The organism is Streptomyces sp. NPDC055966, from assembly GCF_042269865.1.
GTDB lineage: Bacteria > Actinomycetota > Actinomycetes > Streptomycetales > Streptomycetaceae > Streptomyces.
In genome coordinates this window covers 1-22,496 of record NZ_JBHJYK010000046.1, presented here as the reverse complement: position 1 = coordinate 22,496, position 22,496 = coordinate 1, and the positions used below count along the sequence as shown (strand labels likewise).

Annotated in this window: 18 protein-coding genes and 5 pseudogenes; 12 read left to right on the top strand and 11 right to left on the bottom strand. The window is 68.8% G+C overall.

The genetic code is table 11. The features are described from left to right. Positions 1-41: 41 nt before the first annotated feature. Positions 42-353, bottom strand: coding sequence for a hypothetical protein (locus ACFC8N_RS47180; protein ID WP_362822740.1), 312 nt, complete (start codon positions 351-353; stop codon positions 42-44). Positions 354-404: 51 nt separating this feature from the next. On the opposite strand from ACFC8N_RS47180, the pseudogene ACFC8N_RS47175 reads away from it, so the two are divergent. Continuing rightward, a pseudogene (locus ACFC8N_RS47175) lies at positions 405-1,222 on the top strand (SDR family oxidoreductase); the annotation flags it as partial. After that, the gene (locus tag ACFC8N_RS47170; RefSeq protein WP_376295894.1) at positions 1,206-2,672 is read left to right on the top strand and encodes a cryptochrome/photolyase family protein; all 1,467 of its coding nucleotides are present in this window, start codon (positions 1,206-1,208) and stop codon (positions 2,670-2,672) included. The pseudogene ACFC8N_RS47175 and the gene ACFC8N_RS47170, both read left to right, overlap by 17 nt. A 157-nt stretch (positions 2,673-2,829) precedes the next feature. On the opposite strand, the pseudogene ACFC8N_RS47165 reads toward ACFC8N_RS47170, so the two are convergent. Both ACFC8N_RS47165 and ACFC8N_RS47160 read right to left on the bottom strand, forming a co-directional pair. Further along, positions 2,830-3,242 (bottom strand): annotated as a pseudogene (locus ACFC8N_RS47165) (PAS domain-containing protein); the annotation flags it as partial. Positions 3,243-3,836: 594 nt separating this feature from the next. After that, positions 3,837-5,447, bottom strand: a complete 1,611-nt coding sequence (locus ACFC8N_RS47160; protein ID WP_376295893.1) for a hypothetical protein — start codon at positions 5,445-5,447, stop codon at positions 3,837-3,839. A gap of 1,145 nt (positions 5,448-6,592) precedes the next feature. On the opposite strand from ACFC8N_RS47160, the gene ACFC8N_RS47155 reads away from it, so the two are divergent. The 3 genes and pseudogenes from ACFC8N_RS47155 (at position 6,593) to ACFC8N_RS47145 (ending at position 7,864) form a co-directional block, all read left to right on the top strand. Beyond that, a complete protein-coding gene (locus ACFC8N_RS47155; protein WP_376295892.1) occupies positions 6,593-6,973 on the top strand; it encodes an ester cyclase in 381 nt (126 codons plus the stop codon). A 40-nt stretch (positions 6,974-7,013) separates the two neighbouring features. Continuing rightward, positions 7,014-7,370, top strand: a pseudogene (locus tag ACFC8N_RS47150) (transposase); the annotation flags it as partial. Positions 7,371-7,378: 8 nt separating this feature from the next. After that, positions 7,379-7,864, top strand: coding sequence for an SDR family oxidoreductase (locus tag ACFC8N_RS47145; protein WP_376295891.1), 486 nt, complete (start codon positions 7,379-7,381; stop codon positions 7,862-7,864). Here ACFC8N_RS47145 and ACFC8N_RS47140 read toward each other — a convergent pair. Further along, positions 7,785-9,380, bottom strand: coding sequence for a cation acetate symporter (locus ACFC8N_RS47140; protein WP_356035201.1), 1,596 nt, complete (start codon positions 9,378-9,380; stop codon positions 7,785-7,787). The genes ACFC8N_RS47145 and ACFC8N_RS47140 overlap by 80 nt on opposite strands. Then, positions 9,377-9,778, bottom strand: coding sequence for a DUF485 domain-containing protein (locus ACFC8N_RS47135; protein ID WP_376295890.1), 402 nt, complete (start codon positions 9,776-9,778; stop codon positions 9,377-9,379). Before ACFC8N_RS47135 ends, ACFC8N_RS47140 begins: the two co-directional genes overlap by 4 nt. 737 nt (positions 9,779-10,515) lie before the next feature. Here ACFC8N_RS47135 and ACFC8N_RS47130 point away from each other — a divergent pair. From ACFC8N_RS47130 to ACFC8N_RS47110, 5 genes are all read left to right on the top strand, one after another. Then, positions 10,516-13,113: a nitrate- and nitrite sensing domain-containing protein gene (locus ACFC8N_RS47130; RefSeq protein WP_376295889.1), complete on the top strand. Its 2,598-nt coding sequence runs from the start codon at positions 10,516-10,518 to the stop codon at positions 13,111-13,113. Continuing rightward, positions 13,110-13,544, top strand: coding sequence for a roadblock/LC7 domain-containing protein (locus tag ACFC8N_RS47125; protein WP_362822747.1), 435 nt, complete (start codon positions 13,110-13,112; stop codon positions 13,542-13,544). Before ACFC8N_RS47130 ends, ACFC8N_RS47125 begins: the two co-directional genes overlap by 4 nt. 16 nt (positions 13,545-13,560) lie before the next feature. After that, positions 13,561-14,163, top strand: a complete 603-nt coding sequence (locus ACFC8N_RS47120) for a DUF742 domain-containing protein (protein WP_376295888.1) — start codon at positions 13,561-13,563, stop codon at positions 14,161-14,163. 785 nt (positions 14,164-14,948) lie between these two features. Beyond that, the gene (locus ACFC8N_RS47115; RefSeq protein ID WP_376295887.1) at positions 14,949-16,166 is read left to right on the top strand and encodes an arylsulfotransferase family protein; all 1,218 of its coding nucleotides are present in this window, start codon (positions 14,949-14,951) and stop codon (positions 16,164-16,166) included. A gap of 589 nt (positions 16,167-16,755) precedes the next feature. Further along, a complete protein-coding gene (locus ACFC8N_RS47110) occupies positions 16,756-17,031 on the top strand; it encodes a hypothetical protein (protein WP_376295886.1) in 276 nt (91 codons plus the stop codon). A gap of 259 nt (positions 17,032-17,290) precedes the next feature. Here ACFC8N_RS47110 and ACFC8N_RS47105 read toward each other — a convergent pair whose 3' ends face one another. The 3 genes and pseudogenes from ACFC8N_RS47105 to ACFC8N_RS47095 all read right to left on the bottom strand — a co-directional run bounded on the left by ACFC8N_RS47105 (position 17,291) and on the right by ACFC8N_RS47095 (position 20,146). Beyond that, positions 17,291-18,334, bottom strand: coding sequence for a serine hydrolase domain-containing protein (locus tag ACFC8N_RS47105; protein WP_376295885.1), 1,044 nt, complete (start codon positions 18,332-18,334; stop codon positions 17,291-17,293). A 109-nt stretch (positions 18,335-18,443) separates the two neighbouring features. After that, a pseudogene (locus ACFC8N_RS47100) lies at positions 18,444-19,130 on the bottom strand (glycosyltransferase family 4 protein); the annotation flags it as partial. A gap of 8 nt (positions 19,131-19,138) precedes the next feature. Then, a complete protein-coding gene (locus ACFC8N_RS47095; RefSeq protein ID WP_376295884.1) occupies positions 19,139-20,146 on the bottom strand; it encodes a glycosyltransferase family 2 protein in 1,008 nt (335 codons plus the stop codon). A 205-nt stretch (positions 20,147-20,351) separates the two neighbouring features. On the opposite strand from ACFC8N_RS47095, the gene ACFC8N_RS47090 reads away from it, so the two are divergent. Together ACFC8N_RS47090 and ACFC8N_RS47085 are read left to right on the top strand one after the other, a co-directional pair. Beyond that, entirely contained in the window at positions 20,352-20,696 is a 345-nt protein-coding gene (locus tag ACFC8N_RS47090) for an alpha-hydroxy-acid oxidizing protein (protein ID WP_376295883.1), read from the top strand. Further along, a pseudogene (locus ACFC8N_RS47085) lies at positions 20,686-20,955 on the top strand (alpha-hydroxy-acid oxidizing protein); the annotation flags it as partial. The gene ACFC8N_RS47090 and the pseudogene ACFC8N_RS47085, both read left to right, overlap by 11 nt. A gap of 183 nt (positions 20,956-21,138) precedes the next feature. Here the strand turns inward: ACFC8N_RS47085 and ACFC8N_RS47080 are convergent. The 3 genes from ACFC8N_RS47080 to ACFC8N_RS47070 all read right to left on the bottom strand — a co-directional run. Beyond that, positions 21,139-21,837, bottom strand: a complete 699-nt coding sequence (locus ACFC8N_RS47080) for an SDR family oxidoreductase (RefSeq protein ID WP_376295882.1) — start codon at positions 21,835-21,837, stop codon at positions 21,139-21,141. Between the two features lie 34 nt (positions 21,838-21,871). Continuing rightward, positions 21,872-22,177 (bottom strand): hypothetical protein, encoded by a 306-nt coding sequence (locus tag ACFC8N_RS47075; protein ID WP_376295881.1) that lies wholly within the window; start codon positions 22,175-22,177, stop codon positions 21,872-21,874. A 134-nt stretch (positions 22,178-22,311) separates the two neighbouring features. Then, positions 22,312-22,496, bottom strand: a 185-nt coding sequence (locus tag ACFC8N_RS47070) for a hypothetical protein (RefSeq protein ID WP_376295880.1), incomplete at its 5' end; no start/stop codon positions are given.

Here is a 22,496-nt window from a genome sequence, read left to right as displayed (position 1 = left end):
TTCACACAGACCGGTTCCGCGTGGGTGTGAGGCGCCCGGCCTCAACCGGCCCAGTGACGGTATGCCTCGATCCACTCCGCGCCCTCGGGCGCCGGGCTGGGCACAGGCAGATCCAGGATTCCGATCGACTGCCGCATGCCTCCGCGAGAGCACCGAGCGACGATCCTGCCGTCCGGCGTGACGTCGATGCCGCGCACGGTCACCTCGACGCCGAGAACCGCGGTGGTGAAGGGCAGGGCGAGGTGCTCCCCAAGCATGGTGAACAGTCCGGTCAGCTGCTCGTCCTCGTTGTAGGCGTCGACAGTCGCCTCTTCGATCATGGCCTCAAGCTGGGCCGTGTCCAACGCGCTCATGGGTAAACACTAACGACCCTGGGGTTGACACCGGGCCGCCCTGACTCCGCTGCTGCCGCCGCCGGGCTGCCCCGGCAGCTCATCGTGCCCGTGCCCGTGCTGACACCTGGACTGTCAAGTCAGTGGGTCGGCCTGGTGACCCCGGTGCCGGCCTCGATCGTCCGCCCGCTCACGGAGTCCCTGCGCCACGAAGTGATCTGCCGGGAGCGGGACATCGAGCGGTACCTGCCCAGTCCGCCCGGCCATCCGCTCGGCTTCGACCAGGCAGTCGCCTTCGCGTTGCAGCGCGTCCGTGAAGCCCAGGTGGCCACGTGCTGGTCCGCGGCCTCCGTGCCGGGCGCCCCCAGCGACCCGCTGCCGACCGACCCGGACCGGGCAGGCGGCAGCCTGTACGCCGACGTCCGTGAACGCGAGACGATGTGGCGCCGGAGGCGCTGTGGCAGGTCATCGAGGGCATCGGCGGTGAGAACGGCTGGTGCTCCTTTCCCCTGGCCTGGGTCGTGCGTGGCTGGCTCGACCGCCTCGTCGGCGGCGTCGGCCTGTGCCGGGGCCGGCGGGACGCCCGGCGGCTGCGGGTGGGCGACTCTCTGGACTTCTGGCGGGTGGAGGAGATCGAGCGCGGCCGGCTGCTGCGGCTGCGCGCCGAGATGCGGCTGCCCGGTCTGGCGTGGCTGGAGATGCGCGTGGACGGCAACGGCCGCGGACCTGTCCGACACCGGCAGCGAGCGCTGTTCCACCCGCGCGGACTGCTGGATCACCTGGACAGGTGGAGTGTCTCTCCCTTCCACGCGGTCGTCTTCGGAGGCTTGGCGCATAACATCGTCGGCACCGCCGCTCGCACCCAGCACGACCATGCCCCGCACAGCTGAGCCCCTCACGACCGGCCGCACCGCGTCCGGGAGCGCCGCGCCGCCGCAGATCAGTGGAGAGAAGTTGAAGCCCAAGCGTGTCTCGGTCGTCCTGTTCACCTCCGACCTGCGCCTGCACGACCACCCGCCGCTGCACGCGGCGCTGAAGTCCGCCGACGCGGTCGTCCCGCTCTTCGTGCGTGACCTCGCCGTCGAAGCTGCCGGGTTCGCCACGCCGAACCGCAGCGCCTTCCTCGCCGACTGCCTGGCCGACCTGGACGCCTCCCTGCGCGAGCGCGGCGGACGCCTCGTGGTGCGCTCCGGCGACCTGGTGGAGGAGGTGTGCCGTGCGGTGCGGGAGGCGGACGCCGGCGAGGTGTACATGGCGGCGGCGCACAGCGCCTTCGCCACCCGCCGGGAGGACCGGCTCCGGCGGGCACTGGAGTCCGGCGGCCGCCGCCTGTCCGTTCACGACGCGGTCAACGTGGCTGTGCCGCCCGGAGAGGTGACGCCCTCCTCGTCGGACCACTTCGCCGTCTTCACGCCGTACTACCGGCGGTGGGCCCAGGCCCGTCTGCGCCCGGCTGCGGCCGCCCCGCGTCATGTTCGGGTTCCTGATCAGGTGAACGGTGAGCCGGTGCCCGTCCGCAGCGAGGTCACCGGGGTCTCGCCCGCTCTGCCGCCCGGCGGAGAGACAGAGGGCCGCAAGCGGGTGGCCGCCTACTGGCGGCACGGCCTGCACACCTACGACGGCACCCGGGACGACCTGGCTGCCGACGCCACCTCCCGGCTCTCCGCGCACCTGCATTTCGGTACCCTTTCCCCGGTAGAGCTGGTGCACCGGGCCCGCCGCCGCGGCGGACCGGGCGCCGAGGCGCTGGTACGGCAGCTCGCCTGGCGCGACTTCCACCGTCAGGTGCTCGCCGCCCGACCGAGCGCCGCCCGGGCCGACTACCGCACCAAAGGCGACCGTTGGCGCACCGAGCGCACGGCGAAGGCCGACATCGATGCGTGGCGGGAAGGCCGTACCGGCTACCCGGTGATCGACGCCGCGATGCGGCAACTGCGCCACGAGGGCTGGATGCACAACCGGGCCCGCCTGCTGACCGCGAGCTTCCTGACCAAGACGCTCTACGTCGACTGGCGCATCGGCGCCGCCCACTTCCTGTACTGGCTGGTCGACGGTGACATCGCCAACAACCAGCTCAACTGGCAGTGGGTGGCCGGTACCGGAACCGACACACGGCCCAACCGAGTCCTCAACCCCGTCATTCAGGCCAAGCGGTACGACCCCGACGGCACCTACGTCCACCGCTGGGTGCCCGAACTGAGGAACATCGACGCGCCTGCAGTGCACGAGCCGTGGAAGCTCCTCGGAGCGGACCGAGCCACGCTCGACTACCCCGACCCGATCGTGGACCTCTCCGAGGGCCTGGACAGGTTTCGCCTGGCCCGCCACCTGCAGGAGTGACCCTCGCCGACCGGCACTGGCGGCTCGGCGACCAGCTCGGTCAAGAGGGGGACGGCGGTGAGCCGTTGCGGGCTGGGCCTGGAAGCGGCGGCGAGCGGGTCGATGACCGCGAGCGCGGTCCATGGTGACCCCGAGCCGTTGACGCCCTGAACTCCTACAGCCACTGGGCCGCGGCGTTCCAGCACGTGATGTGACCGTCGAGCGTCTTGGCGAGGACGGCGTCCTGCGAGGACTCCACGAGCGCGGCGAGTTCGTCTATGCGCTCTTCGGCGCCTTTGCGTTCGCTGACGTCGCGTACGGCGGCGGAGACGAGTAGGCCGTCGGCGGTTTCGAGGGGGCTGAGGCTGATCTCGACGGGGAACTCGGTGCCGTCCCTGCGTAGTCCGTACAGTTCGAGTACGGCGCCCATGGGCCGGAACTGTTGGTTGTGGCACAGGCGTTGCGGTGTTCGGTGTGGTGGGGGCGGAAGCGGCCGGGGCCGAGGAGTTCTTCGTGGCGGTAGCCGAAGAACTCCTCGGTCGGGGCATCTACGAGCTGGATCGCTCCGGCGTCGTCGACGATGACCTCGGCGCCTCCGTGGCTGGACGGCCTGATGTTCGGGCGCCTCGCAACCGTCTTCTTTCTGGTGCTGTCCGGCTTCTCCCCGGCACTCTCCTCGGCGCGTTACGGTTGGCGGTCGGGCGGCGTCAGCCAATCCCCGGCGACGGGCGTTTCCATCGCAGGGGAAGGCGCCGTGCATGAGGACGACCGGTGGGCCCGCCGTGCCCCAGGTCTCTCCATGCCTGCGGATGTCGGTGGCCCGCACGTACCTGAGCCCCTGCGGCGGCGCGGCGCAGCCGCCGCCGCAGCCGGGAGGGCGTGGCCGGTACGTGTGCTCGGCAGGAGCTGACGGCGGAGCGGACGCCGGAGGGGCGGCCCCGCCTGCGTCTCGCTCTCCGTCTCGGCTCGGCGAAGATCAGCTGTCACAGCGAACGGCTTCGTCCATGGCACACCTGGGGTCATCGTGCTGGGGAGCTGTCGTGACCGTTGTGACTACTCCGCCGGGTGTAGAGGGTGCTGGGTGTACCGGAGTGCCGGGTGCGGGGAAGCGCCGCCAAGAGCTGTGCGGTCGGGCGGCGCGAGGGTCGGCGTGGCTGTCGGGGAGCCGTAGTAGTGGCCTTGGGGCTACGGTGTTGTCGGGGACGGGGACGGGGAGGCGGAGGCGCTGGTCGGTGAGGTGGCCTGGGTGGTGGCGGTCGTACCTGCGCCCCTGCCGGCCGACGGGGTGCTCGGCGACGTGGACGGGGAGGTGCCGGTCGAGGGAGCGGCCGAGGCCGACGTCCGGCCGAGCGCTGTCAGCACCGCGTCGGTGACCACTCCGCCCGCGTTCATGGTGAGGACGACAGGGTTGGCGGCGCCGAGCAGACGATCGCAGCCCAGGTTCGTGAACGTCTGGTTGGCCCGTGCCGCGAGGAAACCGAAGAGGTTCGGCGCCATGGCCGGGTCCGGCGAGGGCGCCTTCTCGAAGAGCGCCTTGTCCTTGAAGACGCGCTGGATGCCGGCCGGATCGCGGAAGAGGGTGGTGCAGAAGGCCGCTCCGTCACCGTCGGCGCCGGCACCGACCGCGGGCATGTCCACTCCGGTGCGGTACGCGTCGGTCTTCGCGACGCTGCCACGGCCGTCGACGAGCGTCATCGGGTCGTTCCGCGGGACCAGCGCGATCGGCGCTTTCTGGTGTGCCGCGGCGGACAGTTCGTCCAGCGCGAGGGCGGACGTGGCCCGGCCGTCGCCGGACTGGTCGGGCGCGGTGAAGGGCTTGCAGCCGAGGGCAGGGTCCATGAACTGGGTCAGCAGGAGGTTGTCGCTGCCATTGGCCAGGTCCTTGGGAGCGCGGGTGGTCTCTGACCTGGTCCTGCCGTTGTGCCGGTGGTGGCGGTCGCCGCGGTTGGTCAGCCGGGCGGCCTTCTTGAGTGCGGCCCTGCTCGCGGCGTTGTTCTGGGCGATCCGGCCGTGCGCGTCGGCGAGGTAGTGGGTCACCACGTTGTCGCTGCCGTCCTGGTCCACGACGGAGAAGTCCCGTGTGGTCGGACAGGGCAGGCCGTCCTTGGCTCTCCCGAGCGCCGGAATCCTGAGGTGCCCCTTGGCGATCTGGGCGTTGGCGGCCCGGAAGAAGGCCGGCGCATTGCAGTACGCGAACTGGCCGAAGACCGATCCCGGCAGGCCGTTCACACACTGGCCCCGGGCTGGACCGTCCCGACGGCCGCTTGCCCGCAAGGTCAGCTCGGCGCTGTTGTAACCGAACCAGATACCCACAGTCGAGCCGCGCGGCACCGAGGGCCGGGCGGTGGGCGCGGCCGGCCTCGTTCCCTTGTCGATCACCAACGGGTTGTAGAGGGTCAGCTTGCCGTTCGGGGTGACGATGGCGGCTTCCACGAACGCGGACTGGTCGGGGTTGGCCTCGTGACAGGGTCCCTGTGCCGGATCGGTCGCGACGAGTCTGTACGGCGTGGCCAGGCCACGGGCGGTGAGCGGATTGTCCGGCACCAACAGCGTGCAGTTCGGATCGGGTTTGCGGGCCGCCGCGTCGGGGTGCACGGGGGCTGCCTGGCTCTTTTGCGGGCGGTGCTGGGCACGGACATCCGCCGCGAACACCGACCCCGCGACGACGGCAAGAATCACGGGGCCGCCTATCAGCGCGACTGACACCTTCGACAGCTTGCGGCGCCGGGCGTGCTCCCGCCGCGCAGTACGCGACGACTGTGCCAGGTCCTTGCGGGCCACTGCAGTGCTCCTCACTGTGCGTCCTTCCGTGGGGAGTGGCCCACGGTCGCGCGGGCGCACGACGGTCATGACGGTGGGGACCCTTCCGGGCGTGGCGGAGAACGAGCAACCGGATCGCCCCGCACGACGGATCCCATCGCGATACGTGCCGCGCTCGCGGTCGGTTCAACGGCCGCGCCAGTCATTGCCGAACCTTGAACGAGCGGGAGGCTCAATCCATGGTGGGCGCACGCTGACGAGAGGTCAGCCGGATCGGCTCGGGGCAGACCCCCAAGGGGTCATCGTGCTGGTGAGCCGTCGTCACCACTCCGCCGGGTGCAGGGGAGGAAGATCGTGCGGTGATGCCGCCCAGTGGGTAACGGAGCACATCGCGAGCCGGAGCGAGCTCGCTGTCCGGGAAGGAGGCCGAGCTGGAGTGCATGAGCCTGTTCCGGAACTCCCCGCATCCGTTGGACGCACGTGGGGGTACCCGCCCAGGGTGAGGCCGTCTGTGGCATGAACCGTTCGCCGGCCGGAACTCCCGTGAACCCGGGGCAGGTTCGGGAATGCAGAGTTTCCAGGGTCGGCATGGCGCGACTGGTGCGACCGTTGCCAGGGCCCCGTGGGAATCGCCGACCGTACGGTGTCACCGTCGGTCGGGTCGTTGATCGGGCCGGCCACACACAGTGCCGTACCCGGCAGTGAGCGGTTGGCCCCCGCCCGGTCGCCGTGCCGGGGCCAACCAGCCTTACGGATACCGTACGGCGGTTGCGGCCGGTCCTGCGGGGTATGCCCGCCGACCGGGCCGGAACGTCCGCCAAGGACGCGCCGACGACGGGAGTCATCTCGCAGATTCTGCGCATCGGGGCGCAGCCCCGCCTCGATGGCCTTCGAGGCGGCCGAGACCAAAGACGCTGCCCGAGGCAGGAGCAGGACGCCCCGGGCCAGGTGCCCGACATCGACGCGATGACGGACGAGGAACTGTATGAGCGCCGGGAGTGATGCGCACATCGGCTAGGAGCATGGGTCAGTGAGCGGCAATGTGCATGCGTTTCATGGTCGTTTGCGCGGGGTGATCTCCATGTGCGTGGTGGGGTGGTCATCACACATGTATACGGATGCCGTGGGACCAAGGGCCAGGGCGTGGTTGACTGCTGGGTCGCCAACGACTCGGGAGCGATATGACCCACGACGTAAGGGCCACTGCGCAGCGCATGTACGAGGCGTTCAACGCTCGTGACTTCGCTGCGGCAGAGACGATCTTCTCTGCCGACTTCGTGAGCCATCCGCTGGGCACCATCGGCGTCGACAGCGTCGTGAAGGCGTGGAGCGGGCTACACACCAGGTTCCCCGACATCCAGGTCATCGTCGAGGACATGGTCGTGGACGCGGACAAGGTCGCCGTTCGTACGACCCTGCATGGCGTCTTGGCGGGCGCCGTCGAGGACCAGTCTCCGCCCTCGATGATGGAGATCTTCCGGGTAAAGGACGGTCGCATCGCCGAACTGTGGGGCATATCCACGCTCAACCGCTCGGCGGAGAGCAGCGCGACCTCGGGTTGATCACGTGCGAGATGATCTCGGCGTGGGTAGCGACGAAGGGTTGCTCGAGGTCGAGCCGGCGGAGAAGAAGCGGCCGCAGGGTCGTCCGGCGGTGGTGGACAAGCGGTTCCGGGCGTTCGACCCGCACCAGGTCCTGTTGCTGCCTCCGTCGCTGGACGACTGGCTGCCCGAGGGTCACCTCGCCCGGTTCGTCGCCGACCTGGTCGACGAGGTGCTCGACCTCGGATCGGTCCTGGCCGACTACACCGAGAAGCGCGGCTACCCGCCCTACGACCCCCGGTTGATGGTGCGGCTGCTGATCTACGGCTACACCACAGGAGTGCGCTCCTCGCGGGCGATCGAGCGCAAGTACGTTGACGATGTCGCGTTCCGCTTCCTGGCCGCCGGCCAGGCCCCGGCTCACCTATGTCGTCCCGGCTGACAATCAACGGCCTGGTCACCCTCGACGCCGTTGCCCCCGTCCGCTCGGTCCGCGCCGCGGCGCCCGGGACGCTCGCGGCAGGGGAGGGCACCGTCGTCACCGTCGCATCGCTCTGCGCGTTCAGCGCGCGCGGCACGGACCCGCACATGTCCCGGCGCACGCTGCGCACCGGCGCCAGGGCCGCCGCCCTGGGGTTCACCTGCACGCTCGCCGACGAATCCACCGACAGCCCGATCCGCGTCGATGTGGTCAGCCCCGGCTCCGTGGCCACCGGCGGGACCGACGGCGCCGACCGCAGCGTCCGTTGGGCGATGTCACCCGGAGACCTGGCCACCGGCCGGCCCGGCCGGCTCCGTCTCGGCAAAGAACTGTCGGCCGTGCCTCTGCCGACTACAGCTGGACACCGATTCCGGTCAACGCCCGGACTTCCATCTCCGCGTGCTTGTCCGGATCTGCGGGCCGCCTGCTGAACACGGTGCCGAGGAATCCGCATACGAACGACAGCGGAATCGATACGATGCCGGGATTGGTGAGCGGGAACCAGTGGAAGTCGGCGCTCGTGATGATCGACGTGGGAGTACCCGAGACCGCCGGCGAGAAGGCGATGAGGACGAGGCAGGACACCAGTCCGCCGTAGATGCTCCACAGCGTGCCTGAGGTGTTGAAGCGCTTCCAGTACAGCGTGTACAGCATCGTCGGCAGATTGGCGGACGCTGCCAGCGCCAGCGCCAGGGACACGAGGAAGGCGACGTTCTGACCGTCGGCCACGATGCCGCCGACGATGGCCAGGAAACCGACCACGACCGCCGTCATGCGGGCCACTCGTATCTCGGACCGGGGGTCGGCCTTCCCACGGCGTATCACGTTGGCGTAGACGTCGTGGGCGAAGGAAGCCGAAGCGGCCAGGGTCAGACCGGCCACGACCGCGAGGATCGTCGCGAAGGCCACCGCCGAGACGATTCCCAGGAGCACGACTCCACCGATATGGAAGGCGAGCAGGGGAGCTGCGGAGTTCTGCCCACCCGGGGCGCGAATGATCGCGTCGGAGCCTACCAGGGCGGTGGCGCCGTAACCGACGACCAGGATTCCCAGGTAGAACGTGAACATGGACCAGGAGCACCACACCACCGACCTGCGCGCCTCCTTGGCGCTGGGCACGGTGTAGAAGCGCATCAGCACGTGCGGCAGGCTGGAGATGCCGAGGACCAGCGACAGCGCCAGCGAGACGAAGTCGAGTTGGCTCGCCGCGCTCCGGCCGTACGCGTTGCCCGGGTCGAGCAGCCGCTCACCCAACGGACTGTGCTGGGTGGCCTGTTGAAGGAGCGCGGAGAAGCTGAATCCGAACTTGCCGATGATGAAGACGCTGATGAAGGTCACGCAGACCAGGAGCAGCCCGGCCTTGATGATCTGGACCCAGGTCGTCCCCTTCATCCCGCCGACCAGCACGTAGAGGAGCATGACGACGCCCACGCCGGTGATGAGGAGTGCCTGTCCGCCCCTGGTGTGCACGTTCAGCAGCAGGGCGACCAGTCCGCCGGCGCCGGCCATCTGCGCGAGCATGTAGAAGAACGTGATCACCAGGGTGGCGTTGGCCGCCGCGGCCCGCACCGGGCGCTGTTTCATACGGAAGGCCATCACGTCACCGACGGTGAACCGCCCGGTGTTGCGCAGTCTCTCGCCGATGAGCAGGAGGGCGACCAGCCAGGCGACGAGCCATCCGACGGAGTAGAGGAATCCGTCGTATCCGTTGACGGCGATCGCCCCGGATATTCCCAGGAAGGAAGCCGCGGAGAGGAAGTCACCGGACATCGCGATGCCGTTCTGCATGCCGGTGAACGCACTGCCGGCGGCATAGTAGTCGGACGCCGTCTGGTTTCGGTTGGTGGCCTTGTAGACGATGAACAGAGTGATGGCGACGAATATCAGGAACACGCTCAGATTGAGCGTGGGGCTACCAGTTTCACCGGCCGCGATCTGCCGTGTCATTCCTTTTCGACTCCTGCCAGTTCATGGATCCTGTCCACCTCCGGGTCGAGCCTTTTCCGGGCAAAGCGCCGGTATGCTTGGACGATCGCGACCGTGGTCGTGAACTGCGCCAGACCGAGGATGGTGCCCGTGTTGATTTCTCCTGTCACCTTGTGGCTCATGAATCCGTGGGCGTAGGCAGAGAGCAGAGCGAACGTCACGTACCAGAAGAAGAAGAGCGCGCTCATCGGGAAGACGAACAAGCGGAGCCGTCTGCGCAGCCTGACGAACTCCTGGCTCTGCTGAATCGCACGGTAATCGGGTTCGCCGTCGTGACGAGGACCGGCGAACTCCCGTACGGCAGGCCGCTCGGACACCTTGAGGGCGGGCGACCTCACCGGTCTGGTCACGTTCCTCATTCCTGGGATTTCGGGCAGGAGGACGCACGGGTGCTCCTGCGACGGACGAAGCGAAGGAGCGAGCCGTGGCCCCTGAGCGGTGGAGTGTAGTGAGGCGTGGCCTCCCGTCAAACAACACCCCCCGACTCGCACGGTGAGTGCAGATACTGCAGGGGCGTTTTGAAGCTCCCCTGGGCACGGCTTGACCATTCGATGCCACGAACAGCCGCAAGTCGACGTCGACTTGATTCTTTCGTCACTCGGTATTTACCGAACCGAACCATGAGTGGGTGCGCCACGGCAGACGGTAACGCCGAATGTGAAGGACGTGTGAGTTACTGGATTGCCTCGTCGGCGCCGGTACGGGGGCCGTTTGTTGTCGTTCACCCGGCTGCCCTAAACTCGCCCGAGATGCAATGTACTTGACAGGTGGCCACTTGGTGTGTGGTGCTACGCACTCGAGAGTGGGAGGTGGAACAGCCGATGGGTTTTCTTCGGCGCGCCCGCGATGTCGCCCGGCCGGTCGGGAGTCGTTGGTTGACCCATTCCTTAGCCTTTGGGATGCGCTCCTCCACCAGTCAGGGCGTATGCCCGCCCCTGCGTTCGCCCACCGCGGCGTGACCGCAGGCAGTCGGTCCCTCCTCCGGCACCACCCCGTGCTGCCGGGCATCCCTATCCTGCTCAGGTGAAAACCCAGGAGAAAGCGGCATCGTGATAGGTCCACCCCAGCAAGCTGTGCCGAGTACGGAGCTCATATCGTGACCGCGGTCAGGCGTGCGGCCGAGCGTCCTGTCCGGCGGTCGTGGTGGGCTCCGCTCGTGCAGTGGCGCAACTGGCGGCTGCTGGTGAAGCTGGCGGCGGTGCTTGTCGTGCCCGCCCTGCTCGCTGTCGGCCTGGGCGTCGTGCAGATCCACGGCGACGTCACCCGCGCCAACTCCTACGGGGCCATACAGCGTCTGGTCAAGATGCGGGGTGAGCTGCGGACTCTGCTGGAAGCCCTGCAGATGGAACGCACGATGTCAGTCGAACGACTGAGTGGCGACACTGCCGGCGACCCGGCCGGTCTGCGGCAGCAGAAGCAAAGCGTCGACAGCGCACAGGCCGCCGTCGCCGGCACCAGGAAGCAGGACGTGTCCCTTACCGGCGTCGCGGCGCATCGTTATCGCGACGCCGTCGGCCTTCTTGCAGGCCTGCCCGCCGTTCGCGCGCAGGTGGCATCCGGCAGAATCGGTTCCTGGACCGCGCTCAACGACTACGGCGCGATCATCACAGGGCTGCTCGATCTGGACCAAGCGCTCCTCAGCGGGTTCACCGCTCCTCAACTCTCCCGACCGGCGACCGCGTTGTACGACCTGGAGGCGGCCGAGGAGCAGATCCACCGCGAGCACGCGATCCTGCTCCAGGCGGCCGGCCGAGGCCATCCGATGAACCCGCGGCTCCGCATGGCGCTGCACGAGGCCGACGTACGCCTGCGGGACAGGCTCGCCGACTTCCGCACCGTGACGACCCCCACGGAACTGAGCGACTACCAGCGGACGGTGACCGGACCGGCCGTCAGCCGACGGGCGCACGTGGTGAGCGTCATGCTGGCCGCGCCCCGCGGCGCGGGCGCACAGCAGACCACCACCAGCTCGCTGCCCGTGTCGGTCGACAGCTGGAACAGCGACTCGGAGAGCACCGGAGCGCTCGTCGACAAGGTGTCGGACGGCTTCCTCCGCACCTTGCGCACCACGTCGGCCCGGCTTCAGGACCAGACGAGCAATCAGGCGGGCCTGGCGTCCGTCATCCTCTTCGCCGTGCTGCTGCTCGCCCTGGCCATCGGTCTCGGGATCGGCCGGCATCTGCTGCGGTCGCTGGCCGTGCTGCGCTCCACGGCACTCGATGTGGCCGAGCACCGGCTGCCCGCCGCCGTCGCGCGCATGCGCGAGGGGCGGCAGGCGAACGTCGTGGTCGACGCCGTGCCGGTCCACACCACCGAGGAGTTCGGCCAGCTCGCTAGGGCGTTCGACACGGTGCACTCCCAGGCCGTGCGCCTGGCGGCGGAGCAGGCCGCGTTGCGCACCGACCTCCGGGACACCCTCGTCAACCTCTCCCGGCGCAGCCAGAGCCTCGTGGACCGTCTGCTGCTGCTGATGGAACAGCTCGAACGCCACGAGGAGGACCCGGAGCAACTGGCCAGTCTTTTCACGCTCGATCACCTGGCGACGCGTATGCGGCGCAACAACGAGAACATGATGGTCCTGTGCGGCAGCACTCTGGTGCGCTCGTCCCAGAGTGCGGCGATGGACACCGTGCTGAGGGGTGCTGTCTCCGAGATCGAGCACTATCAGCGCGTGCTCGTCCAGCCCAGTCCGCCCGTCGACCTGATCGGGTACGCGGCCGGTGACCTGGGACGGCTACTCGCCGAACTGCTCGACAACGCCACCGCGTTCTCCCCTCCGCACACCCAGGTGGTCATCGGCAGCACCCGGCAGCCCGACGGCTCGGTACTGGTCGAGATCCAGGACGAGGGCATCGGGATGGGCGAGAACGAACTGGCCGCGGCCAACCGGCGTGTGACGACGGACACCGCCATGGGTACGGCCGCGTCCCGGCAGCTGGGCCTGTTCGTGGTCGGTCGGTTGGCCAGTCGGCACGATGTCGCCGTCCACCTGAGCTCGCACCCGGGCGTCAGGGGACTGCGCGCCCGCGTGCTGGTACCGGCCAAGCTGGTCACGGCTCAGGCTCCGCCCCGAGCAGGCCGGCCGCCGACCACGGCCGAACGGCCCGCCACCGCGCTTCCGACGCGGGCGCGCGGCGACCGAACGGACACCCGTGACACGGCAGCACGCCTGCCGCAGCGGCCGAGCCGCAAGGCCGCCGTCACCACAAGGCCTGTCACCCCCGACAAGGACGTGCCTCGCAAGTCCACCGGATCGTCGTGGTTCACCCTTGCCGCATCGGCGTCGGTACCGCCCGCACCCGGTGCCGACCCCGACGGCAGCGTGGAGACACCGGTGCCGCGCGCCGTGGCCGAGGGGCCCGTGCCGGTCCCGTCGTCCTCGCCCACGGCCCCCGGCGGTCCGGAGCCGACAGGCCGCCCGGCGCCCGCGGCTGCTGCGGGACACCCGGCCGGGCACGGTATGCAGGAGCCCGAGCAGTCAGCCGACCTCACACAGGCCGGGTTGCCCAGAAGGGTTCCGCGTACGCGACCCGCTCCGGCCCAGGCCGAGCGCCCTGCCACCGGCAACGGGGCAGCTGTGAGTTCGAACGCCGGCCGAGCCCAGAGCTTCCTCAGCAGCTACCAGTCCGGTATCCGTCGGGCGCAGCCCGATCACACGCACAATCCATCGGCCACGGGCAGGAAGAACCCATGACATCAACCCACTCCCCGGAGGTGAGCCAGTTCGGATGGCTGGTCACCAACTTCACGCGGCGAGTTCCCAATGTGGCGCACGCCGTGGTGATCTCAGCCGACGGGCTGCTGCTCACCGCTTCCGATCAGCTGGCAGCTGATCGGGCCGAGCAGCTCGCCACCATCGCGGCCGGTGCCGTCAGCCTGGTCCAGGGTGCTGCCCATTGTCTCGACACGGGGAATGTGTTGCGCACGGTGATCCAGATGGAGCTGGGCAACGTGCTGATGATGTCGATTCAAGACGGCTCGTGTCTGGTGGCTCTGGCAGCTCCGGACTGCGAAATCGGCCAGATCGCCTATGAGATGACCGTGCTCGTCGACCAGGTCGGCGAGATGCTGACTCCGGAACTCCGCACCGAGTTGCAGCAGTTCCAGCAGGCTGCCGCCCGATAGCCCGCACGAGGTGAACATGAGCACCGGTGGAGGCCCGTCCGGCCCTCGAAGAGATCAGGAAGCGGAGGACGAACAGACCTTCGCCGATGTGCTCAACGCGTTCAGTCTCGGCAGCGGACGACGCAAGCGGAAGCCCTCTGGCTCGCGGGGCACGCCGCAGGACAGGACACACGACGAGAGCGGCGAAGCCTCGCTGCCGCCTGCCGCCGAGTCGTACGGGCAGACGCCCCGGTTGGAAGACCGGCCGGCCGCCTGGGAACCGGGGAACGCGGGGCAGGAAGCACCAGCCGCTTTCGTGCGCGCCTACGTATGGACGGGTGGCCGGACGGCGTCGCACTGGCAGTTCGAGGTCGAGACCCTGGTCAGCGCCGCCGACCCGGACGGTGTCCCGGGTGCTGCCACGCAGTGGGATCGTGCGGTGCTCGACCTGTGCCGGGAGCCGAGGTCGGTGGCCGAGGTGGCGGCACTGGCGGCGGTGCCGCTGGGCGTGGCCAAGGTGCTTCTCGGTGACATGGCGGAGCGCGGACTGATCGTCGTTCACGGGGCGACGACCGGTCTCGGTGATGCCCCCGCCCACGCGCTGCTGGAGAGGGTGCTGATCGGACTGCGCCGGCTCTGACCCTTTCTCATCGTGTGGTGTCGCTTGTGCAGCGAATGGGGGTGGCGGGCGCTCACTTGCGGTTTCTCGGTGAAATGTGCGTTGACCTGGGGAAAGTCCTCCCGGTAGTTCTCGCGGGTCAACGCCGTTTCCCAGGCTCATGTGCCCTGGATGTGCCCTGGGGCGCTGGCCCGTGGGCTGGGCTCGGAAGCCGTAGCGGCTGAGCTGACCCGGCGGAGGCGCCGAGGCCTCCTGGGCACTGCAGGGCGACTGTGGGGCTATGGGAGGAGATCTTCTCCCAGATTTCTCCCGACGATGGAGCGTTGGGGCGCTGACCGGATCTTGACGGTGCCGACGGCTACGAGTAGGCCGCGTACAGGACAGATATAAAGATGCCGAGTGGAACGCCGATGCCGAGCCACCGCAATCCTCGCTCCCAGTCAGGGAGAACCACCGGTGGAGGTGTGGTCACAGTCCAGGCCGGTCATGCTGTTCGCTGCGTGGACGTCGATTGACGCTCCGGTCCGTGCGCGGCTACGTTCTGCTGCATGCAGCGGTGGAAGATCCTCACGACTCGCGGTCACATCGACCACATGCGGGTGTGTTCTGCTGCGTGTCGCCCCTGTTGAGAGCCGTTCCGCCTCCAGTGGCCTCCCTCCGTGCCTGACAGCCTCGCGGGCTGTGCGCGGTAGCACCTTCCTGTAGTTGCCATCTCTCACTGCGCATGCCCGGTCGGGTGTGCGCCTTCTTCGCACGCCCGACCGAGCCGACCGGTTCGGCTACGGGCTGTCAGAAACGGATACCTGATGCGTCACCACTCCATACCCGCGCGGGTCCTGACCGCTGCGGCCACCACTGTCGTCACCGGCCTGCTGCCGCTGGCCGGCACCGCATCCGCAACCCCGGACAGCAAGCCGCTGCCGCCACTGACGGTCCTTGCCGACAGGGGCACAGCGAGCCACGGGGACATCTTCGTCTCGCCGAACTCGGCGAACAGCGCCTACTCCAACGGAGTGGAGATCCTGAGCGGCGACGGTAAGCGTGTCGTGTGGTCTCACAAGACGCCGGCCGGACTCCAGGCGGCGGATTTCCGTGCCCAGACCTATCGGGGCAAGCCGGTTCTGACCTGGTGGCAGGGCACCGGGCTCGGCTCCCTGGCGAGCGGGGTGAACTACATCTACGACAACCGGTACCAGAAGGTCGCCGAGGTCCGTGCCGGGAACGGGTACACCGCCGACGGGCACGAGTTCCTGATCACGGGTCGTGGCACGGCACTCATCCTGGCGTACAAGCAGGAGACCGCAGATCTGACGGGCATCGGCGGCTCCGCGCACCAGGCGGTCATCGACGGGGTGGTGCAGGAGATAGACATCCGCACGGGCCGGGTCCTGTTCCAGTGGAAGGCGGCCGATCACGTGCCGTACGCGCAGAGCCAGCAGCCGCTGCCGTCGTCGCCGAACAAGCCGTGGGACTGGTTCCACATCAACGCGGTGAAGCCCGACACCGATGGTGACCTGCTCATCGATGCCCGGAACACGTGGACCACGTACAAGGTCGACCGGCACGCCGGCACCGTGCTGTGGCAGCTCGGCGGCAAGGCCGGCACGTTCAAGGAGCAGGCCGCGCCCGGCCACTACCTGAACACGGCCGGGACGATCTTCTCGTGGCAGCACGATCCCGAACCGCTCGGCGGCGGCCTGTACAGCTGGTTCGACAACGAGTCCGCGGGGGCCGCGAACACCGGGGCCGGGGCGGTGGAGGAGCTTCCGTTCAGCCGTGTCGTCACCGTCCGCGTGGACGAGAAGGCGCGCACGGCGACGCTGGTGAAGTCTGTGAACCAGCCGGACTACCTCAGCGCGTCCTCGCAGGGCAACGCGCAGCCGCTCCGCCGGGGAGGGGCGTTCGTCGGATGGGGATCGCTTCCGTACATCTCCGAGTTCAACACCTTGGGGAAGGTCGTGTTCAAGGCCCAGTTCCCCACGGGCGTGAACAGCTATCGCGCGTACCGCTTCCCCTGGAAGTAGGCCGGTTTCGAGAGGGCGCAGCAGTCGGCTGTAGATCGTGGTCGGGGTCGCCACGCACGCCCTGATCGGTGAGGCCCGGAGATCGTCGTCCCGCTGACCCGCCCCGCACGGGCCGTACAGCCGGCCTGCGAGTCCGGTCTCGTCGACATGCTCGCCCGGCAGGGCACGACGGTGAACGCCACGATGCACATCAACCAGCACTCCGCCGCATCCAACCCGTGGGCGCTCACCGACCGGTTCACCGATGGCATCGTGCGCCGGCTGGCTGTTGCGCGACGACGGTGCGCGCGAAGGCGACGAGCCATAAGCGACCGGATGTCCAGGATGCTCACCGCGACCTGCACCTGATGAGGCTTCAAAAACGGCTCTGGCCGCAGTTCCGCGGACTTGCGGCCAGAGCCAGATTCAAGGAGCCTCATCACACCCCCACCTGGCGCGGCGCATGAACAACGACGAGCTCACCCTGGGGGTGGTTCTCGCCCGCCTGGAGGAACAAGAACGTGAGATCGCCACGCTGGCCGAAGCGACGTGAGCGCGCATCACGGAACTCACCGCGCATCTGGAGGAGTTCGGCCGAGTTGCCGAAGAGGTGCGCATCACCCGTAAGACGCTGCTGGCGCTGCTCGAGCCGGCCTCGCCGACACCGCCGCCCGTGAAGCTGCCGGACCATCCGGCCTACCAGCAGATCATGGCGGTGTTCGCCGCAGCCGACGCCCCGCTGCGGGCGCGGGCGGTCTGCGAGGCGATGGACCTGGAGATCGCACCCAACAACGTCAACAACGTCCGGCTCAGACTCAAGCGGCTGGCCGAACGCGGAATCCTGATCGAGTCCGAGCAGGGCTTGTTCGCCAAGCCGCAGTCGTAGCCGCCTGGTCAGGCCACGACCAGCCCGACAGCCCCACCCGAAAGCCCGAAACGGGCATCACGTCACGTACCGCCCTCTCACGACGCGCCCACCTCGCCCGGCTGCATGCAGCGGCAAACGCGAAGACGGCCCGAGCCGCAGTCAAGAGGTCCACCGCATAGGCGGCCTCCGGCCGAACCGTGGCCCCCCTCGGGGGCCGAAGCCTTCACCATGTCGGCTGGGGCATATCGAGACGTACCCAGGACGGCCACTGGTTGCTTCAGGCGAACGCAAGCGCGCGGAAGGTGTTGCGGACGTCGGTCAGGGGCTGGCGGCCGCGGGTGTAGTAGAGCTTGTTGGTCAGCAGTACTGCCCACCGTCCTTGCTGGGGCGAGATCCACATGCCGGTGCCGGTGAAGCCGTAGTGGACCCAGATGCCGTCGGCGAGGTGTGTGCCAGGGGCGGGGTGCCAGAACAGGCCGCGTACAGGATCCAGGGTGCCGGTCTGGACGCTCAGCGACTGCCTTGTCCAGGCCGGGCCGAATCCGGCTCGCCCCAGGCCGGTCGAGTTGTCCAGCATGTAGCGCAGGAAGACGGCGAGGTCGTCGAGGGTGGTGAAGGCGCCGGCGATGCCAGACACTCCACCCAGGAGGCGGGCAGAGAAGTCGTGGGCGGTGCCCTTGAGGTGAGTGTCGGTGTCCTGGTCGAGTTCGGTCGGTGCGCACCGTGCGGCGATCTCGGCGGGCAGTGGTCCGAATCGGGTGGAGTCCATGCCCAGTGGCTGCCAGGTCCGCTCTGTGGCGAGATGGTCGAGGTGTTGGCCGGAAAGGTGCTCAGCGAGGTATCCGAGGATGAGGGCGGCCCGGTCGGTGTACTCGACGGCCTCGCCGGGCGGGCGGTGCAGGGCCTCGTGAAGGACCCCGTCGCGGACGTCCTGGGGATCGGTGCCGTAGAGGTTCTTGAGCTGGGCGCGGGGCGGTACGCCAGCGGTGTGGGCCAGCAGTTGACGGGCGGTCACTGCATCGAGCGGGTGCCCGTCGACCTCGGGCCAGAAGGTACCGAGCGGAGCGTCGAGGTCGAGCTTGCCTTCCTCCCAGAGGGCGCCGATGGAGGACCACACGGCGAGGATCTTGGTGAGGCTGGCGGCGTCGAAGACAGTGTCGGGCCGCATCGGCACGTCCGGCTCTTTGGGGTCGAGGACCCCGGTGGCACCGTGGGCGCGGGTGCTGGTGGCGTCACCGACTGCCCATACGGCGCCGGGGTAGACCTTGTCGCGAACACCTTCGTCCAGGAGGGCTTCGATGTGGTTGATGCTGTACGTCATGGTCTCCCTGTTCGCTGTGGGCAACCTGCCGCATAAGCGTAGTGACGCGGGCAGCACCGGTGGGGGATTGGCGTGTCGGACGTCGGTTGCGGGGCGTGGCCGTTGCGTCTTAGGTGAGTTGGTGGCCGACATCGGCCAGAGCCTGGGCGGTAGTTGTGAGTGGGTAGCGGGCGGCGTTCGCGTAGCCCGCCTGTCGCAGGGCGGGCAGCAGGCCGGGGGCTGTCCGTAGACGGTTGAGGTCGTGGGCGAGCGCGGCGGAGTGGGTGAAGTCGGTGGCTACTCCGGACGCGGCGAGGACTTCGTTGAGGCCGGGCACGGGTTGGTACAGGACGGGCAGGCCGCAGGCTTGGGCTTCCAGCGCGACCAGGCCCATGGCTTCCAGAGTGGTGGAGGGTATGACGAGGACGTCGTGCTCGGCGAAGGCTTTCCACAGCCGTGGACGGCGGAGCCAGCCGAGATACCGGGCCCGCACCCCGGTCCGCTTGAGCAGCGGGGCCAAGGCGTGGAACTGCGCTCTGGGGGCGGCGATGCTCAGCTCGACCCCTGGAATGGGGGACAGACTTGTGACCAGGTGCTCGGCACCCTTCTCGGCAGTCAGCCTCCCTGCGTAGAGCAGCCGCAGATGGCTGGCGGAGGTGCGAGCGGGTCGGGACGGGGGATCGGTGAGCAGATGGTCGGGGATGCCCCAGGGGATGTGGACGACCTTGCGGCGGTCGGCCTGCGGGGCGAGCTTGAGAAGGCGGTCGGCCATCGCGCCGGTGGGGACCACGATGGCGTCGGCGGCCCTCGCCGTCTCGCCTGGGGCTACCGTCCGCGGGCGGCGGCGCCCTGGGAGACGAAACTCCGCGCGCGCTGACGGAGACTGGCGGCCTCCAGCGCAGTGTATCTCCCGCTCGCCACGAGTTGGAACTTGACACCCTCCCGACCTTCGGGGTGCTCGTAGCCATCGGGGAGGAACCGCCGGTAGTGCTCGCTGGCGCGCTGGAAGAACTGCGGGCGCTCGGAACGGGAGAGACATCCCTCGAGATTGAGGAGGAAGAGGTAGTGACGGATCATACGAGTGAAGAGAAAGGGAGCCACGACGTCCAGGGCGTCGCGCGCCTCGAGCAAGGCGAAGCTCTCTTCGTACCGGTCGAAGACGTCGAAGTGGGTGCCGTCCGGTGAGCCTGCGGGGTGCTGAGTGTGCCGGCGGCGGATCTGGACGCAGTTCCATTTCAGGACGGCGACCCGGTCGGCGGCGAGCATGGCGCGGTGGACGACTGTGACCTCCTCGTGGAGGCCGTCGGGGAAGGCGAGTTCCTGCCGGATCCACAGGTCGCGGCGGATCAAGCGGTCCCATGAGTAGGCGGGAGCACCGAACAACTCGGGCTGGTCCATCGAGGCGAAGGGCTCACGTCCTTGCCGGGCGAGCAGGTCGGCGGCGGCACCGGGCCATGAGCGGCCGCGATGGAGGCGAGTGTGCCCGAAGAGAAGAACATCCGGCTCATCTGCCGATTGCAGCTGATCGACCATCGCCTGAAGCGTTTCACCCCCGATGATGTGATCGCTGTCCAGGAACAGCAGGTAGTCACCGGCGGCGTGCTCCGCCCCCGCGTTGCGTATCCGGCCGATGCCGGCGACGCCCGTCAGCCGCACGACCGAGACCCGCCCATCCCGCCGAGCATAGTCATCCACCAAACCCGCAGGGCATTCAGCAGACTGGTCCAGGACCGCGACGACCTCCACGTCCCGGAAGGATTGGTTCAGTATCGAATTCAGGCAGACCCCCAGCTGTCCCTGAAGGTCGTACGCGGCGACTATGACACTGATCATCGGCGTGAACTCCACTCGAAACGCTGCGAGATGAACAGGGGGCGGGCCCGCCACGGGGGGTAAACGTGCCCGCCCCTGTCTTGATGCCGCCCACGTACCTCTCCCCGGAGAGCAGGCGGCGTGACCCCGACGGGGTCACTGTGTTCAGCGCGTCCCACGTCCTGCGTGTCACAGGTGGCGGCCCATCGTTTCAAGCTTTCCAAGCTTGTGCTCGATCTCCTGCTGCTGTAGTGGCGCGTGCTGCCATGGCCGGTTCCGGTCGGATGGTGCGTCGCTGTGCCGGGGTGACGTCGCGCGCTCTGGCCTGCTACAAGCACGGCGAGCTCTCACGGCTGATCTACCGGCTCAAGCCGCCTCGCACGGCAGCCGGGACGGGGAGTCGGCCGTCGCCCGGCACTCCAAGGAGCAGTTCGACGCCTCGATCACCTGGGAGGATCCCGCCTGGCTGCGGGAAGTGACCTACCTGCCCCTGGTACTGAAGGGCGTGCTCACCAGCGAGGACGCCGAACTGGCCGTCAAGCATGACGTCTCGGGGCTAGGTGGTCTCTAACCACGGCGGCCGCCAGCTGGACTTCACCCGCAGTGCCCCCGACGCCCTCCCCGAGATCGCGGACGCCGTCGCCGGGCAGTGCGCGGTCGTCCTCGACGGCGGGGCTCGGCACGGCGCCGACATCGCCAAGACCCTGTGCCTGGGCGCGGACGCGGTGATGGTCGGACGCCCGGCCCTGTGGGAGCTCGTCCACTCCGGCGCGGAGGGGGTCGCGGACGTCCTGCGGCTGCTCATGGGCGAGTTCGAGGAGGTCATGGCCCTGATGGGGCGCCCACCGTGGCCGCCTTCGAGCGGTCCGGGGGTGGTCCTTCCCGGGGGGCGCCCACTCCTCCCCCTGACGCCGCGCGTCCACCCGGACGCCCGAAGGCGCCTTCGGCCTGCACCACTTGGTATGCGGCGGGAGCCCAAGGCGCCTTATCGTACGGTCGTTGGGAGCGCGGCGTCAGCCGAGCTGCCCGGTCGGCCGCATGGTGATGTGGTTGATGTCCACGCCCGCGGGCTGGTTGACGGCGAAGACGATCGTGTCCGCGATCTGCTCGGCGGTCATCGCCGGCGCCGCCTCGGGGGTGCCGCCGCGCTCGTCCCAGAACGGGGTGTCCACCACCCCGGGGGCGACGACAGTCACGCCGACTCCGTCCTTGCCGACCAGCAGCCGGGTGTTCTCGGCCAACGCGTGCGCGGCCCACTTGGTGACCGAGTACAGGTTGCCAGGCGTGTTGCGCACCCCGGCGACCGAACCGATGATCACGATCCGGCCCTTGGACTCCCTGAGGTGCGGCAGGGTCTCCCGCACCAGCAGGGCCGGGCCCAGGACGTTGGTGAGGACCATGGCGCGCATGTCCTCGGGGGCGTGGCTCTCCAGGTTGCCGGGCAGTGAGAACCCGGCGTTGGCGATGACGTTGTCCAGTCGGCCCCACGCGTCCACCACGCGGCGCACGGCGGAGGCGACGTCGTGCGCGTCGCTGGTGTCGCCAGTGATCGTCAGCAGTCGCTCGCCCGCTCCGGCCGAAGCGGCGAAGGCGGCCAGCTTGTCCGCGTCACGCCCGGTGACGGCCACGCGGTGGCCCTGCCTGAGCATGGCGCGGGCGGTGGCGGCGCCGATTCCGGTCGAGCCACCGGTGATCAGCGTGGCGGGTTCCATGGGACGGCCTCCTGAGCGATATGGGTCATCGGGGCTAAGTTCGCGGCTGAACTGCGGAGAGGAGTACGCGACCGGCGCCGCTGGCCCCCGCGTCCGTGGCCGCGGTGGACCCGTTGGCGTCCTCGATGAAGTCCGCGAATCCGTAAGCGACCGACGTGGGCGCCAAGGAACCGGAAGGACCCATGGAGCGCTCGAAAAACGCCTCTTCTTCGCCGCCGTTCAACCACCAGGTCATCGACTGGCTGAAACCCGGCGGCTTGTCCCAGTCGCCGGGCCGTATGAGATGGACGTAACGGTCCGGACGTTCCCGAGTCTCCGCGTCAGGGATGACGCCGACCATCCACGCCCCTGTCGAGCTCACCGTCACCCCTCTCAGCCTGCGGGGCAACTCTATCCGCCTCGCTGATCGGCATCACAAGATCCATGACAGAGCCGCCAATTGGCTCTGGCGCTGGCCTTGTAAGCGCAGGCGGGTCAGGGCGTGAGGAGTACGCGCTTACGGAGGAAGTCGAGGTTGGCTCGTCCAAATCCTGTTCCGCCGCGACCAGGACGCCGTCGTCGCTGGGCCCGGATGCGGGCGACGACGGCGTCGCGCAGCGATCCGTTGTGGTCGGCCAGGGTCGGATTCAGGGTGTTCCATGAGCTGGGATGGAACATGA